Origin of the sequence: Methylosinus sp. C49 (genome assembly GCF_009936375.1) — a bacterium.
Lineage (GTDB): Bacteria > Pseudomonadota > Alphaproteobacteria > Rhizobiales > Beijerinckiaceae > Methylosinus.
On sequence record NZ_AP022335.1, the window covers coordinates 31,489 to 45,310 of the forward strand.

Sequence of the window (13,822 nt, forward strand, 5' to 3'; positions counted from 1 at the left end):
TCATGCAGCTCGACGGCTGCGCTCGATCGGCGGAGAGACGGGCGGCGGGCCGCGGGCCGAGGTGGAGCGGGCGCAGGCCAAAGGCGCGCGAGGCCCTCCGTCTTCGGCCGGGGCGGCGGAGCCGGCGGAGGCGAGCGGCTCGGGAAATGGCGCGCGACCGGTGAGAATGGCGAGCAGAATGGCCTGCTTGTCCGCGCGGTCGACCGAACAGATCAGGCAGCAATCGGCCGGGTGCGGCCGCCCCGGCGCCGTGCGGCCCTGCCGCCGGCATTCGCCCGCGACCGCGCCGACCCGTTCCATCCCGGCCGCATCGGCGGCTGCGGCGTCGCGGCCGAAGCCCACAGCCAGGCCCTGCAGGACGAGCAGAAGCGCGAAAACCCGAACCAGACGCCGCAAAATTGCATCCTCACGCCAGATGAAGACAATTTCTCTAACAAAAGTCGCATAACGGTAGCGTAACGAGACCCCGTTGATGGCCGGGCGGCGTGAATTCGCTGGGACCTGTTGCAAAGATACGACACCGGCGGCTAGGCTGCTATTCGGCGGCGGGGCGCGGAAAGCAACGATGCGGATTTTGATCGTCGAGGACCAGCCGGAGCTGGCGATGCTCGTCGCCGGGCGGCTCACCAAATCAGGTTATGTCGCCGACAGCGTCGCGACGCTGGCCGAGGCCGTCGAGGCGGTGGCGCAATTCGACTATCCGGTGATCCTGCTGGATCGCCGCCTGCCGGACGGCGACGGCGTGTCGATTCTGAAGCAGCTGCGAACGAGCAAGCCGGCCTCGCGCGTGCTGCTGGTGACGGCGGCGCGCTCGATCGACGACAGGATCAATGGGCTCGACGCCGGCGCCGACGATTATCTCACCAAGCCTTTCGCCGTCGACGAGCTGCTGGCGCGCATAAGAGCCGTGCTGCGACGTCCGCAGGGCGCCGCTCCGCCGCCTGTCGCGCTCGGCGAATTGACCTTCGATCTCGACCAGCGCGAGGCCTTCGTGCGCGGGAACCCCTTGGTCCTCGCCAAGCGCGAATTGCTGCTGCTCGAGGCGCTGATGCGGCGGGCCGGACGGGCCGTCAAGCATGGCACGCTGATCGGCGAAATCTACGGCCTCGACGACAGCGTGCAGATCGACGCGCTCAAAATGTCGGTCTCGCGCCTGCGCCAGCGGCTGAAGGAATGCGAGGCCGGCGTCGAGATCCATACGCTGCGCGGCATAGGCTATCTCATCGAGAGTTCGCGCGCGTGAGGCTGCTTCGCTCGCTCTCCTCCCGGCTCGTCTTCAATTGGGTCGTCATCTCGCTCATCGCCTTCTTCACCGTTCCGGCGACCGTGCTCTTGCCGCTGGCGGCGTTCGGCGTCGACGATGTCGGCTATGTGCGGCTCGAGGGTCATACGGTGAAGCGTGCGCGCGTCATCGTCATGCACGCCGTCCGCAAGACACCAGAGGGCCGGCTTCGCATCGAGCCGACGCCGGAGCTGCGAGACTATATGGCGCGCAATCCGCGCTTCCGTTTCGCGGCCTTCGATGCGCGGACAGGCGAGGCATTCGCCGGCTCGTCGCAGGAGCTCGTCGATTATTTCAGCAGCCAGCTCGGCAAGCTCGAAATGCTCGGCGCGACCTTCCACATATTGGGCGACGACGACCCCGACTCGCGCGGCTCCGCCCGAATGGTGCGAACGCCGCTCGGCCGTTTCGGCACCATCGTCTATGGCGCGCAATTCCATTGGGACGATATGCTGTTCTGGCTCTACAACTATCCCACCACGGCCAATGTCCTCGCCTATCTCCCGCTCTGCGCGGCGCTGTCGCTGGTCGCGCTCGTCGTCGTGCGCAGGAGCCTGACGCCACTGCGCGTCAGCGCGGCCAAGCTCGCCGAGATCGACCTCGACTCGCTTGATCGGCGCGTGCCCACGGCCGACATGCCCTCCGAGGTCCTTCCTTTCGTCGAGGCGCTGAATGGCGCGCTCGAGCGCGTCGGCGCCGGCGTCGCCCGCCAGCGTCGCTTCATCGCCAATTCGGCGCATGAGCTGCGCACGCCCATCGCCATTTTGCGCACGCGGCTCGATCAGCTCGACGACACGCCGATCAAACAGGAGCTCGAGCGCGATTCTCTGCGCATTCAGACGATCCTCGAGCAGCTCATGGTGCTGGCTCAGGTCGAGGAGCGCGCCAAGACTTGCGCGGCGCCGCAGCTCGATCTCGGCGAGGCGGTGCTGACCGTCACCGCCGATTACACGCCGATCGCGCTCCGCGCCGGCCGCCGCCTCGCGTTCGAGCCGCCGCCGACGCCGGTCGTCGCGCGCGCCTATGAATGGGCGCTCGAGAGCGTCGTCGGCAATCTCGTCGCCAACGCCCTGCGCGCCGAGCCGCCGGGCGGCGCGGTCGTCGTGCGCGTCACCGCCGACGCCGTGGTCGAGGTGGAGGATCATGGCGAGGGTGTCGAGCCCGCCTGTCGCGAGACGATTTTCGAGCCCTTCTGGCGCAAGAGCGAGGCGACGCCGGGAGCCGGCCTCGGCCTCGCCATTGCGCAAGAATTGATGGAGAAGCTCTCTGGCCGCATATGGGTGGAGGAGACGCCGGGCGGCGGCGCCACATTCAAGCTCGCTTTCGCCAAAGTGGATTAAAGACCGCTCACCCGAGGCCGGCGAGCGCGAGACCATTCCATCCTCATTCCATCACTCGCAACGGTGTAGCCCTCTCCCCCGGTCGGTCCGTTGTCGCGAAGGACGCATAAGCGTCATTCATGGTCGCGAGGCGCGTCGGCAACGAAGCGGTTCAGAGCCCATGAGCAGACCTGAATCGCTCCGTCAATGAAAGGTCAGAATGCCCATTTCATCCCGGCGTAGACCGCGCGGCCATAGCCCGGATAAAAGGCCGCCGGATTCGACGCGCGCGCGTCGATGATCGTCGTCACATCGCTGATGTAGTGGCGATCGGTGAGATTGCGCGCATCGATATAGAAGGTGAGCCCATAGGGCAGCTTCATGCCCGCCTGAACGCCGAGCAGCACATAGCCGGGCGTCTGCAGCGTGTGCATGTAATCGACGTAAGACCCTTCTGGAACCCAATCGATCGACGGCGCGACATAGAGCCCGTCCGGCCGGCTGTAGGCGAGCGTCGTGCGCAGCACATGGCGCGGAACGCCGGCCAGCGGATTGTTTCCGTAATTGGCGTCGCCGACGAAGCGGAAGTCGCTCCATGTCCAGACTTGGCTCAGCTTCAGCACATCATCGGGCGCGGTGATGTTGCGCCACAAATCGACGCTGGCGGCGAGCTCGACGCCCTGATGCATGGTGCGCTTGGCGTTGAACGTCGTCGCCGGCACGCCCGCGCCGGGATTGGTGCTGAACTTCAGCAATTCGTCCTGCAGCTCGGTATGGTAGAAAGTCACGTCCCAGGCGAAGCGATCCCATTTGCCGCGCGAGCCGATCTCCCCCGTCCAGGCCTTTTGCGATGCGAGCGGCGTGAAGGAGGCGCCGGGCGTCGGCGGAAAGAAGCCCTGCGTCAGATCGACGAAATCGGGAACGTCGCGGCTGCCGGTCATATCGGCGAAGAATTGAATCTCCGGGGTCGGCTGGAACATTAGTCCGACCTTGGGCACGATGCCGCGATAATTCTTTTCCGTGTGATTGGCGAGCGGCTCATAGGGAATGCCGCCGATCACGGAATAGCGCCGATCGTCGCTGAAGATTTTTGCGCCGAACATCAGAGCGAGCTGCGGCGCGATATAGAAGCGATCCTCGAAATAGGCCTCGAGATTGAGCGCCGCCATGCGGTTGTTGCGGATCTGCGCGCTCAGCCCCGGATTGATGAAGGTTCCGCAGAAGCCGAAGCAGGAGCCCGCGGCGCCGAATTGCGCGAGGCCGTTGAAGGAATAGGGCGGGAAGGAATAGGCCGCATTGGCGAAATTGGCCGGTATCGCGCCATAGGGATTGAACTTCGCGCCATTGTAATTGGAATACCAATTATCGGTGGAGCCGCCGCCCCAGACGCGCCCGCCGACTGTCAGCTCGTTTCTGTGGCCGGCGATCTCGAATTTCGTCGTGAGCTTGGGCGCGAAGCCCCAGCTCTCGCCTTCCTGCTCGATGACGACGAAGATCGGATGATAGAGGTAATTGTGAATGAACCAGCTGTCGACGTCGATGCGGCCTATGTCCGTTTCGAACGTCGTCTTGTTGGAGATGCGCTGATTGCGGACATTGCGCGCTTGATCGGCGCCGAAGCCATCCGCGCCGAAGCCGGCGATATAGGGCAGCGTCGCGAGCGTCGGATTGCTGCGCGCATTGTTCAGCGTCAGCGTGCCCGGCAATTGCTGATTCGTGTCATAGACGCCGAAGTAGAAGCGCGTCTCGATATTATTGGAGAATCGATAGCCGATATTGCCGTTGATCTGCACATAGTCGGATTGCGAATGGGTGCGGAACCCGTCCGAATGCGAGAAGGTTCCGTTGACGAGGAAATCGAAGTCGCCGATGACGCGCGAGATTTGCGCCTGTCCGCGAATGGAGCCGAAGCTGCCGCCGTCGATCGCGAGCATGTTGGGCGCGAGCGCCGTGCGCGCGGTGGGCGAGACGAAATTGATCGCGCCGCCCAATGTCGAGGAGCCGAAGGAGAGCGCGTTGCCGCCCTTATAGACCTCGATCGAGCGGAAATATTTGGGGTCGATCTCGTAGAAATCGCCGCCGCCGTCGGCATAGTTCATCGGTATGCCGTCCTGCAGCAGCTCGAAGCCGCGCAGATGATAATCGCGCGTGATGTTCGAGCCGCGCATGGAGAGGCGCAGCTCTTGCCCGTAGCGCGTATCGACGAAGACGCCGGGGACGTCCTTCAGCGCGTCGCGCAGATCGGCGATATGGCGCGTCTGCATTTCCGGCGCGGCGGCGTCGACGAAAGCGACCGAGCCGACAGTCTGCTCGATGCGGCGCTTTTGCTCCGCGACCGAGGGAGCGGTGAGCGAGCCAGTCTGCGGCGCCGCATTGGCGGAGCGCGCATCGGAGCCGATGTCGATCGGCGGCAGCGCTGATTGCGCAAAGGCTGCGGGAGCGGCGAGAAGAAGCGCGCCGGCGGCGACGCCGCGCGAAAGAAGGCTGCGATACATAGAGTTTCTCCTGAGACGGCGTCGCGCCGTTCGAAGCCAAGTCGGAACGCGGCTTTCGCCGCATGGCGTTGCTGTCAGGAGAAAAGTGGCGGCGCGCGTGACGACCAGGATGTCGTCCAGCCGATCGGCGCAGGTCGTGGGCGATCTGCGGTCGCGCGGATCGGCGTCGCATGCGCGTCGGCGCCCAGAGCCGTGACGATGAAGGAGCCGATGACGGCGACGCCGTCGCGCAGGCTCCATTCGCAGAGCAGGCAGCAATGCGAATGCGCGCCTTCGCCAACGGGCGCCTGGCGATGGTCCTGAGTCGCGCAATCGGGCGCGGCGAGCGCGATTTCCGACCGCGCATTCGTCGCGAGGGCGAAAGGCGCCGCGGCGAACATCAATTGCAGCAGCAGCGGAAGAACGGCGAGGATCGTGGCGAGCGCGTGTGAGCGGCGCGCCGCTCCTCGGCCTGCTTCGATCATCCGCTTCGTCTCGTTCATTCGCCTCTCGCGCCGCGCGAACCGTCGCTCGGTTCCGCTTTCGTTTTCTTGGTAACTGACCAATAGTCGCGAGGCAAGCCGAAGCGACCGCCTGCGTTGCTCGCTACGGAGATTTCCGAAGGTTGTGACCTCGAGGACACAGTCATGCGCGTCCGAGGCGCAGGCCGGCGGCGAAGGATTCGATCGCTGCGGCGACGACGTCCGGCCGATCGACGGCGACGAAATGGCGGGCCTCGCGCAAGAGCAGGACGGAGGCTTTCGGCGCCTTGGCGAGCAGGCCGGCGTAAAAGGCCGATATCTCTTCTTCGCTGCGGCCGGCGAGGTAGGAATCGGTCGCCGCCAGAGCGAGCAGAGGCGCGTCGAGCCGCGCGAGCTCGGGCCGCAGATCGGCCGACAGCATCTCGACGACATAAGCGGCGGTCGCGGCGGGATCGCTGCGCGCGGCGCGCTCGGCGAAACGCTCGGCCTGCCGCGAATCATTCATGCGCGCGGCGAGAAAGCCGCGCAGCGTCTCTCGAAAGCGGACAGGATCGTCGGCGCCGGCGGAAAATTGCGCGGCGAGGCGCTGCGCGGCGCCTGCGCGCTCCTCGGCCGTCGCGCCGGCGAGGGCGGGGAAGACCGGGTAGCCGTCCAGAGTGACAACCCCGCCGAACAGCTCGGGATGCGCCGCTGCGGTCTGCAGCGCGATGAAGGCGCCGAGGCTATGGCCGACGAGGAGCGGCCGCTTCAGACGGCGCTCGGCCACATAGGCGGCGATGTCGGCGCAAATGCGCGGGATCATCGGCGTCTCGATCGGCGTACGGCCGTCGAAGCCCGGTAGCGTCAAAGCGTGAATCGAAAAGCGCGGGGAAAGCCGGCGGGCGATCTCCTCCAGCGCCCAGGCGCCGCAGGCGAGGCCCGGGATCAGCACAAGAGGCTCGCCGGCCCCGCTCTGCTCTATAGAGAGAATGCCGAATTGCGTCGCGGCGCCGGCGAGAGCAGGCGCGGCGGCGAGAAGGCTCGTTCCGGCGAGCAACGCGCGTCGGCTGAGCGTGGTCATGGAATCGGGCGATGATGCGGGTCGAGCGGCGTATGGCCGCCGGCGGCGTCCACGGCGACCACGCCGTTGAATCGCGACATGCGCTCGAGCAGGGCGGGGGAGAGCCGGCGCTCCGCCGTCGCCAGCGAGGCGGCCAGCGACTCGGCGCGGGGCCGCGCGAGGCCGAGCTTTTCGAGCGAGGCGCTCTGCTTCAACGCGTCGCCGGCGCAGAGCGAAATCTCCCATTTGCCGTCCTTACGGCGCAGCAGCGCGCGACCGCCTTGCTCGCCCTGCGCCCAATCCGCGATGGCGATGTCGCCGTCGACGACGATCGGCTCCACGGCGAGCGGCGAGTCGGGACGGTCGAAGGTTTGCATGAGGAGATGTTTCACGCCGGCTTCGTCATCGCCGGCCGCCGCGACGGCGACGTTCGCGCCGAGGAGCAGAGAAAAAAGCGCCGCGCCGCATCTGGCTCTCCGAAAAAAACGCATCTCGCCCCCCATTTCGATCGTCGGAAAATATTGGTAAGTTACCAACTCGGGTTTGGCAAGCGTTCTATGACGAAAGCTCGGCCGCATGCGAAGACGAGGGCGCGCGCCGCATTGCCCAGACGAGCAGGTTTTTGGTAGGGAGCCGGCATCGGGCTCGGAAAGATCGGCAGTGACGGCGGAAATCAGCGTCAGACAGCGGATATTGAACGCCGCGCTCGACATCGTCGAAAAAGACGGCGTCGAGGCGCTGACCCAGCCGCGCGTCGCCAAGGCCGCGGGCGTGCGGCAGTCGCATCTCACTTATTATTTTCCGCGAAAGGCCGATCTCTTCGTCGCTCTGCTGCAGGCCTCGCATGATCGCGCCGAGCGCGCGGGCGCCGCCGAGGAGGCCGACGAGCTTTTCGACACGCTGCGCAATCTCATGCTCGGACGCGGGCGGATGCGCTTCTTTCTCGCCATCGTTCTGGGGGCGAGCGAGGAGGATGAGCTGCGGCCGATCCTCGCCGCCCATGCGCAGGGGTTGACGCGCCGCGTCGCCGCATATTTCGGGCGAGAGGCGGATGATCCTGCGGCTGCCGGCTTCGTCGATCGGCTGCGTGGTCTCGGCCTGCGGGCGCTGCTCGAGCCCGGCCTCGCAGAGATCGAGACGGGTGAATTGGAGCGGCTCGCAGCCGAATTCGGCCTCTGCCGCTCGAATCCCAGAGCTTGAAGATTCGGCGTCAATTTTTCTGAAGCTCGGCTCTCGTGCTTTGGATGCGCCGAGCGCGACCATCTCTGGAGCATGGATTTGGCATGAGGGCGGCGCTTTCTTCGGTGTGCCGATCTCCAATTTTTTCGGGTGGTTCTCGACTTCGTGGCTGTTCTTTCGGGCCTATCTCTCTATCTGCGTGGACGAGAGCGGGCGCTGGATTCAGCCCGTGCGCAGAGCCCCGAGTTTCGGGTGGCCGCCGTCTTGCTTTATGTGAGCGCCGGTCTCACTCATGTGACGCCGTGGCTAATCGGAGCGGGCGGAGATACGGTCGACGGCGCCGGTCGTGTTTGGCGCATCGATGACATTCGGGAAAGCACCGTCGCCGTCATGCTATTCACGATGCTCTTCTCATCCACACTCGCGTTGCTGCGCATCGGGCGCGAGCACGCTGGCTCCGCAAACGAGTCCTCCGCGCTTTGTGGTTTTCACCTGCGCGCCGTCGCCGCATTTGCTGACGAACTTCGCAATCAACGAGGCATTTCTCGAGAGAATTACGGCGACGGACCTTGAAAATGGCAATTCGCGCCCCCGGATTCGATAGGCGGCGGCGTGCCTGCGTTGCGCCAAAACCTCCGACGCCACGCGGGGAACCCACGCGAGTCGATTGCCCAGATTTGGTCCGACATACTCCATCCATCAGATGACAGCCCACGCTCTGTATCGCCCGCGCCCGGTCAGCTCGCGAAGGTTCGACGAGAGTTCGTCGATCATCGTAGTGGCGGCTTGTTGAGAGACCCGAAGCTCCTTGGCGGCGAGAGGGACGGTGACGACCGGCGAAGCGAGACACAATTCGACGAGCTGCGGCATCTTCGAATTGGTTCTTCGGCCTTTGCATTTTCTGAGCAGGAGCTCGCGCGCGAGCGTCAATCTGTCGAGTTCCTTCGAGTCCGCCGTCGCCATCGCTTCGACCGCACAGGCGAATGCGATCAATCGAGTTTCCAAATCATCCCGGCCGACTCGACGATATTTGGCCTGTCGAAATCCAGAATGCAGCGCGGTGAGATGATGTCGAGTCTTTCCACGGGATCGGAGCAAGGCCGCGGCGAGCAAGGGGCCGAGCCAAGCGCTGCGCTGCAGCGGCTCGATCTCCTCCCAAGCATCGAGCGCGACGCTCGCCTCCATCAAAGGCGGAAGGTTCTGGCTGCGGCCTAAACGCTCGCGCCACTCGGCGAGACGGGCCTGATCGTCCCAATCTTCGTCGTAGACCAAACCAGAGTCGTCTCGCTTCAGCGGAGCCGGCTGGATTCGCTCTATCGGGCGTGACGTTCGCGCCAGCAATTCGTCGATTTCGGCGAATTCTCCTGTAATGATCGTCTCACCGTCCTCATCATCCAGCTCTCCATCCGCCGCTTCGTTCATGGCGCCCGAACCAGCGGTTGGCTCAAACGGCGCATCATTCGACCTCCCTGCCCCACGTAGATTGGCGAGGCCCTCGGTCGTCAACGCCCAGGCCGGTTCGCGATCGGCTATGCGACGACGCGTGAGTAGAACGGCGTGGGCCCGCACGAGCTCGTGCGTCGGCGTGCGCACGTCCATTCCGGCGTCATGAAGCACGAGGTCTTCGAGCTGCACGAATTCGCCCGCGCGCCACAAGGCGGCGCAGGCGTCGTGGAAATGCGCGCGAAGAATGAACGCTTCGGCGACGGGACTGGAGCGAAGCCGCTCGTCGAAACGCGCGAGGGCGTCCGACGCGCTCTCAAAGGGCGCCTGCAGAGGCTCGAATGAAACCAAGCCGGGAAGAGCTAATCCCATTTTAATCCTGCACGAATCGACACAATTATCAATTTAGTATGAATATAGCTTGAGTGATAGTAGATACCTTTGTCTGTTTCGTCGCGCTGATCGAAATGCGTCGCCGCGGCTGGCCGAAAGCAAGCCTCGGAGCGGCTCCAGAGGCGCGCTCTCGGCGCGCAAATCGGTGAAAAGGGCTATTTTGCAAGCCTTTCTTCTGCTCACGACCATGTCGCGGCGGCGAACTTCAGCCTTCGGATGCGCGTCGAAACGGTCAGTTGTGGATAGTCGTCGGTAGTGTAGCGCTCGGCTTGGCGCCCATGACGCCCTGCCCTGTTTCGATCGGCGCGCCGCTTTAACGGCGCTGCAAGCGTTCGACCGATGAGAACCGGTGCTCAGGCCGTGTTGGACCAGAACGAAGTCTTCTTGCCGTGCTTGCCGCGCATCCGCGCCACGAAGGCTTGGTGCGTCTCATGTTCTCCGAAGTCGGGGATATTCGCCGCCAACCCCGCGCATTCCAGCAAATGGCGCGCCGCGTGCTTGTAGCGGCTGGTTCGACTTTGATCGAGCGCGAATACGATCATGGCGCGCAACGCTAGCGTCGCGGCCAATGGATGCTTTCCGGCCAGGGATTCGGCGACCGGCGTCAAAATTTCATAGCGATCTCCGTCGAGATCCTGGGAACGCTGTAGGACAAGCTTTGCCGCCCGATCGAGCGCCGGCCATGACGCCAGGAACCACAGCGCCTGTTGGAAATTGGCGTGGCTTTCGACAATGTCGAGCGCTCTTGTTTCCACCTCGATATCTTCGAAGTCGGGAAGGCGCTTCAAATGCTCGCGTAAATGCCGCTCTGACAGAAAGCGCTCGAAGCACGACCAGCGCGCTGATTGTGCGTCTTCGCTTCGTCTCAGCGCGTCGAGCGCATCGATTCGCGCGTCGTCCCATTCGAATTCAGGACGGTCGGCGCGCCCCCGCTCGGCGGCCTCCACAATCTGCAGCGCCTCGTCGGCGCGGCCGGCGGAGGTGAGCCGTCGGGAAATTTCAGCCGCGATCTTCGGGAGCTTCTTCGTTCGTGCGTCATATTGCGCGATGAAGGCGTCGACGGCCCTGCGCGTCGGCGATGTCGCTCAACGCAAACCGGATGACGCTGGCCTGATGGCGATTCTGGATATCGTCTTCATATATCGGGCCGCTCGACGACCAGCCGATTTTGCGTCTTTCGTGATAGGCGATTTTTTTCGTCGGCTCGTTGGACAGCGTGATGAGACGCTGCTTCAAATGCGCGAGACCAGCGTCGCCGAGTGAACCGCTCAACGTGGCGATGAGGTGGTCGTATTGTCCATAGTCGTTGGCGAGCAGCGCCTGATATGTGCGGTCGGCCAACTCCACTGCGTTACAACGTGCGGTCTCGGCCAAGCGAGCGAGGTCCTTTGCTCCTTGGTGAAAAACTCCGATGATCGCGCCGCTACTGTCGTCGCAGCGCGCGAACACCGAAGCGGCGAGCGCTGTGAAGCTCCACATGAGATCGAGCGCATCTTTCGGATCCGCCGGTCCGACGTGATCGACGATTGCGCGTCGCTGCGTTTCGAGATCGTCGACGAGGGCGCGGCGTTTCTGCCAATCGATGAAGGCGCTGGACCGGGAGATTGCGGCGAGGCGTTTGCGAATTTCTCGCGAGGCGTCGGCCGGACTCGGGCGCCGACGAGCGCAAGGCGCAAACGTCGCTTTACGGCAGCGTCGCCACTGCTGATTTCCATCAACAGTTCGGCGAGCCGCGCGGCGCCGAGCGCTTCGAGGTTTTGAGCGTTGAGCGTGTTTTTCGACGCCATGAGGGAGTTTATAGCCGAATCGAGTTTCGCGGAGGCGCCGCAACTGTGACGGGGGCGGTCCGGTGCCGGTTAATTAAGCCGCCTTAAAACCTCAGGTCAACTATTTAAGGGAGCGCCAAGTTGCTTAAATAAGATGCCTGGGTCATGCTGCGCCCATGAGCGTTCAGAATTCCCATAGCTCTCGGCTCGGTCGATACGTGGAGGCGACTGTCGGCGGCGAAGTTGTAAGCGCCTTCGTTCCCCCTCCTCTGCCGCCGAGCCCGAACATCGACCTCCTGCCCCTTCTCGGTCGCCTCAGCGCCGCGGAACGTGCGCTCGGTCGGCTCGATGGAGCAGCGGTTCTGCTGCCGCGACAGGAACTTTTTCTCTACATGTATGTCCGCAAGGAAGCCGTGCTCTCATCGCAAATCGAGGGCGCGCAGTCGACCCTCGCCGATCTCCTTCGGTTCGAGACCGAGGCGCAGTCTGGTCAGCCGATCGACGACATCCGAGAAGTCTCGAATTATGTCGATGCGATGATGTATGGCCTCGAGCGTCTCGAAGACTTCCCGCTCTCGCTTCGACTCATTCGTGAGCTCCACGCCCGCCTCCTTCAGAGCGGTCGTGGTGAGACGAAAGACCCCGGCGAATTTCGTCGCTCGCAAAATTGGATCGGCGGCACGCGGCCAGGCAACGCGTTGTTCGTGCCGCCGCCTCCGAGCGATGTCAGCGCCTGTCTCGACGCCTTCGAGAGCTTTATTCACGAAACTCGATCGCAATTGCCGCCGCTGATCAAAGCCGGCCTGCTTCACGTCCAGTTCGAGACCATTCATCCGTTTCTCGACGGCAACGGTCGCGTCGGGCGCCTTCTGGTGACGCTGTTCCTGTGCGCCAATGGCGTGCTGCGCACTCCCCTCCTCTATCTCAGCCTTTATCTGAAGACGCATCGCGCGGACTATTATCGTCTTTTGCAAGAGGTTCGCGAGAATGGCGCTTGGGAGAGCTGGCTCGAATTTTTTCTGGAGGGCGTTGCCGAAACGGCGGATCAGGCCTTCGAAGCGGCCGTGCGGATCGCCGGTCTTTTCACGAGCGACCGTGAGCGGATAGCAGCCGAAAGCGATCGAACGGGGTCATCTCTTCGCATTCACGACTTGCTTCAACTGCATCCGTTCGTGACCGCGAACGACCTCGTTGCGCGTGCCGGGTTGAGCGCGCCGACCGTCAATGCGGCGCTGGCCGATCTCGAGCGTCTGGACATCGTCGCGGAGATCACCGGCCGTCGGCGCGGGCGCGTTTTCAGCTATCGGGCTTATCTCGATATTCTCGGCGAAGGAACGGCTCCACTGCGAGGGTGACCTCCGTTTCTCGCCTCGGCTGTTTGCAGAGAGCGCCCCTCCCGTTCGAGGACCGTTTCCTCGACGAGGCGCATATTGAATGGAAATCGGAAGTACATCTGTGGCGGGAATGATGGCGCTCGTACTTCACGAGCGATGGTCTGATGGCCGAAGATCGCTCCTCTCCGCTTAGCCACCCGTCGAGTGACGTCGCCCTCTTCGCGCTCCCTGCGCTCTTTTATGAACGGTTCGGGATCGACTTGGGGCCGTCTTGCGGGGCAATCCTTCCCGACGACCGCGGACGCGATGGGGTATGACCGAGTGAGGTCGCGAGCGAGAAGGTGGGCCTCGGTCGTCGACATTCACCAAGCGAATTTTTGATCGGGCGGCTGTTGTCTCTCGACCACCCTGTCCAGCTTTGATCTCGACGCGGGCGCGCGACGGCCGGTTGACCGCTCTCCGCCGAGTTGCACGCGGGCAACTTAGGAACGGCGTGACACGCTTTGATTCAAAACAGGCCCGATGAGTGGCTATGGACGCCTCCCGTCGAAACTTGCGGGTGATTTACGTGCAACACCACTTTGTGCCCGTGAGAGCGTCCCGCGTAGGGGCGTGGATGCGCCCAAAAAGGCTTGGTTGCAGTGAGGGGAGTGATCGTTGATTGCATCCCCGATTTGCGGCGTCGTCGAGAGCGCGATCGATGATGTGTGAGGGGAGGCCTCATAGGGCGCATGGGAAGCAGCGGCGCTTGAAAAGCGAATAGCCCGAATCGCCACGGCATTCGGCTCTCCGCAGAGGCCCGGTCGGGTGCGAATGCTACTCCGACACTCAGCCGTATTTTTAGGTGATAGAATCTCGCTCGTATCGATTCGAGTTGCACGCGTGCAACTCTGGAGTGGGCGCAACTGTCGGCCGAAGCCGCCGCGATCGAAGTAGCCGAGTTGTCCGCGTGCAACTGGGGAATAGGGCCGTCTGACGGCGAAGGCGTTGGAAGCGGCGGTAACCTCTCGTTAAATAAAAACTCCTTGCGATGTGGAGCGAATCGGCCCTTATTCTTCGATCAGCGCATTTCAGGGCCAACAGCTGAAATTTCCGCAGATCTAGGGAAGTC

At 63.6% G+C, this 13,822-nt stretch carries 11 protein-coding genes and 1 pseudogene; 5 read left to right on the top strand and 7 right to left on the bottom strand.

The genetic code is table 11. From position 1 onward, the window contains the following. The gene (locus tag GYH34_RS20840) at positions 1–396 is read right to left on the bottom strand and encodes a hypothetical protein (protein ID WP_161915481.1); all 396 of its coding nucleotides are present in this window, start codon (positions 394–396) and stop codon (positions 1–3) included. A 169-nt stretch (positions 397–565) separates the two neighbouring features. On the opposite strand from GYH34_RS20840, the gene GYH34_RS20845 reads away from it, so the two are divergent. Together GYH34_RS20845 and GYH34_RS20850 are read left to right on the top strand one after the other, a co-directional pair. Further along, positions 566–1,243: a response regulator transcription factor gene (locus GYH34_RS20845; protein WP_161915482.1), complete on the top strand. Its 678-nt coding sequence runs from the start codon at positions 566–568 to the stop codon at positions 1,241–1,243. Then, positions 1,240–2,622, top strand: a complete 1,383-nt coding sequence (locus GYH34_RS20850; RefSeq protein WP_161915483.1) for a HAMP domain-containing sensor histidine kinase — start codon at positions 1,240–1,242, stop codon at positions 2,620–2,622. Before GYH34_RS20845 ends, GYH34_RS20850 begins: the two co-directional genes overlap by 4 nt. Positions 2,623–2,816: 194 nt before the next feature. Here GYH34_RS20850 and GYH34_RS20855 read toward each other — a convergent pair whose 3' ends face one another. The 4 genes from GYH34_RS20855 to GYH34_RS20870 all read right to left on the bottom strand — a co-directional run bounded on the left by GYH34_RS20855 (position 2,817) and on the right by GYH34_RS20870 (position 6,988). Continuing rightward, positions 2,817–5,096 carry a TonB-dependent receptor gene (locus GYH34_RS20855; RefSeq protein ID WP_161915484.1) on the bottom strand — a complete coding sequence of 760 codons (2,280 nt, stop codon included), beginning with the start codon at positions 5,094–5,096 and terminating at the stop codon, positions 2,817–2,819. Positions 5,097–5,170: 74 nt separating this feature from the next. Beyond that, positions 5,171–5,578 (bottom strand): hypothetical protein, encoded by a 408-nt coding sequence (locus GYH34_RS20860; protein WP_161915485.1) that lies wholly within the window; start codon positions 5,576–5,578, stop codon positions 5,171–5,173. Positions 5,579–5,720: 142 nt separating this feature from the next. Further along, positions 5,721–6,617: an alpha/beta hydrolase gene (locus tag GYH34_RS20865; protein WP_161915486.1), complete on the bottom strand. Its 897-nt coding sequence runs from the start codon at positions 6,615–6,617 to the stop codon at positions 5,721–5,723. Then, a complete protein-coding gene (locus GYH34_RS20870) occupies positions 6,614–6,988 on the bottom strand; it encodes a copper uptake system-associated protein (RefSeq protein ID WP_161915487.1) in 375 nt (124 codons plus the stop codon). Before GYH34_RS20870 ends, GYH34_RS20865 begins: the two co-directional genes overlap by 4 nt. Positions 6,989–7,256: 268 nt before the next feature. On the opposite strand from GYH34_RS20870, the gene GYH34_RS20875 reads away from it, so the two are divergent. Together GYH34_RS20875 and GYH34_RS20885 are read left to right on the top strand one after the other, a co-directional pair. Next, complete coding sequence (locus tag GYH34_RS20875; protein ID WP_244635455.1) at positions 7,257–7,796, top strand: TetR/AcrR family transcriptional regulator; 540 nt, start codon at positions 7,257–7,259, stop codon at positions 7,794–7,796. Positions 7,797–8,027: 231 nt separating this feature from the next. Continuing rightward, entirely contained in the window at positions 8,028–8,348 is a 321-nt protein-coding gene (locus GYH34_RS20885) for a hypothetical protein (protein ID WP_161915490.1), read from the top strand. 126 nt (positions 8,349–8,474) lie between these two features. Here GYH34_RS20885 and GYH34_RS20890 read toward each other — a convergent pair whose 3' ends face one another. Both GYH34_RS20890 and GYH34_RS20895 read right to left on the bottom strand, forming a co-directional pair. Next, entirely contained in the window at positions 8,475–9,590 is a 1,116-nt protein-coding gene (locus tag GYH34_RS20890; protein ID WP_161915491.1) for an RHE_PE00001 family protein, read from the bottom strand. A gap of 374 nt (positions 9,591–9,964) precedes the next feature. Then, positions 9,965–11,398: pseudogene (locus tag GYH34_RS20895) on the bottom strand (DUF6880 family protein). 155 nt (positions 11,399–11,553) lie between these two features. Between GYH34_RS20895 and GYH34_RS20900 the strand changes: the two are divergent. Further along, the gene (locus GYH34_RS20900) at positions 11,554–12,732 is read left to right on the top strand and encodes a Fic family protein (RefSeq protein WP_161915492.1); all 1,179 of its coding nucleotides are present in this window, start codon (positions 11,554–11,556) and stop codon (positions 12,730–12,732) included. Positions 12,733–13,822 lie beyond the last annotated feature (1,090 nt).

What these genes read in the sequence shown, in the direction of transcription:
- GYH34_RS20845 (WP_161915482.1), top strand. Translation starts at nt 566, where the DNA reads ATGCGGATTTTGATCGTCGAGGACCAGCCGGAGCTGGCGATGCTCGTC.
- GYH34_RS20855 (WP_161915484.1), bottom strand. Translation starts at nt 5,096, where the DNA reads ATGTATCGCAGCCTTCTTTCGCGCGGCGTCGCCGCCGGCGCGCTTCTT.
- GYH34_RS20860 (WP_161915485.1), bottom strand. Translation starts at nt 5,578, where the DNA reads ATGAACGAGACGAAGCGGATGATCGAAGCAGGCCGAGGAGCGGCGCGC.
- GYH34_RS20865 (WP_161915486.1), bottom strand. Translation starts at nt 6,617, where the DNA reads ATGACCACGCTCAGCCGACGCGCGTTGCTCGCCGGAACGAGCCTTCTC.
- GYH34_RS20890 (WP_161915491.1), bottom strand. Translation starts at nt 9,590, where the DNA reads ATGGGATTAGCTCTTCCCGGCTTGGTTTCATTCGAGCCTCTGCAGGCG.
- GYH34_RS20900 (WP_161915492.1), top strand. Translation starts at nt 11,554, where the DNA reads ATGAGCGTTCAGAATTCCCATAGCTCTCGGCTCGGTCGATACGTGGAG.